The 1,286-nt window shown below is 42.9% G+C and carries 1 protein-coding gene; it reads right to left on the reverse strand.

The window, feature by feature from the left end; all coding sequences use genetic code 11:
- Nucleotides 1–42: 42 nt before the first annotated feature.
- A protein-coding gene (locus F9802_RS19410) for an IS3 family transposase (RefSeq protein ID WP_225435418.1) occupies nucleotides 43–1,193 on the reverse strand; the annotation gives its coding sequence in 2 pieces (ribosomal slippage) (nucleotides 43–923 and nucleotides 923–1,193; 1,152 coding nt in all).
- Between the last annotated feature and the right edge of the window lie 93 nt (nucleotides 1,194–1,286).

Below are 1,286 nucleotides of genomic sequence, written 5' to 3' on the forward strand. Positions count from 1 at the left end.
TGGGACTGACCCCCGTTTTTGAGACAGGGATCAAAACACCTTTTAAGCAGCCAGTTGCCGGTATTGTACCGGCGACTGGCTGTTTAGTTTCGTTTGAATACGGGTATTGTTATAATAATGGATATAGGCTTCGACAGTTTGCTCTACGATGGCCGTCGTAGTGTTTCTTAACTCGTCGAGGTAGAACGTTTCAGACTTTAGTGAGGCATGAAACGATTCGATGGAGGCATTATCAGCGGGCGTTCCTTTACGGGACATGCTCATGGTAATGCCTTTTCCTTTGACTTCCTGCTGGTAAGCATACGACGTGTAAACCGATCCTTGGTCACTATGCAGCGTACATCCCTCGGGCAGGCAGGGAAGCTGTGACAGGGTATCTAAAACAAAAGCTGTATCCTGACAATCACCGATCGAATAGGCAATGATTTCACCATTAAATAAATCTTGAATACTTGAAAGATACAGCTGTTTCTGGCCAAAAGGCAAGTACGTGATATCCGTTACGAGTTTTTGAAGGGGCTGATCTGCTTGAAAATCACGGTCTAACAGATTATCGGCAATATGATAAGGCTGCCCTGTTTGCTTGCGTTTCTTCACTTTTACACGACACTGCCAGCCGTATTTTTGCATTACACGCTGCACGGCTTTATGGTTGACATGGATTTCTTGATTCAGTAAGGCAGTGATTTTGCGATAGCCATATCGAAATTTGTGAGCCTCGCATAGTTCGCCAACTTTACGTTCTATCAATTGTTTGGACGTTTCTTTTTGATGATTCTTCTTCCAGCGATAATAAGTGGATCGCGGGATGCCAAGATGCTTGCAGATCTCACCGACAGGCATCGTTGTTTTTAATTCATTTACCAGTTCTACTGCTGTTTCCGGTACCACTTCCTCTCCAACTCCTTGTACTTTTTTAAGACCTCAATCTGTTGCCTTAAATAACGGTTTTCTGCTTGTAATTTCGCCGTTTCATTTTCATACTCCGGCCCTTTTCCGAAGGAATATTGCTTCCCCACTGGCTGTTTAAAACGATGCATTTCACCATTTTTGTACCAAATCATCCATGTTTTCAACTGTGTACGATTTCGAATGTTTAATTGTGACATGACTTCTTTGACAGGCACTCCTGCTAATCTCATTTCCACTGCCTTTATTTTTACTTCTGCCGGATAACTCACTCTTGTCCCCATAGAAAAAACACCTCCAAGTTGGTTTTAGGTATTCCATACCCGTTTTTCAACTTAAAGGTGTTTTTATTTGTCTCACTCTATGGGGTCAGTCCC

This window comes from Bacillus aerolatus (assembly GCF_009183655.1).
Taxonomy (GTDB): domain Bacteria; phylum Bacillota; class Bacilli; order Bacillales; family Domibacillaceae; genus Pseudobacillus; species Pseudobacillus aerolatus.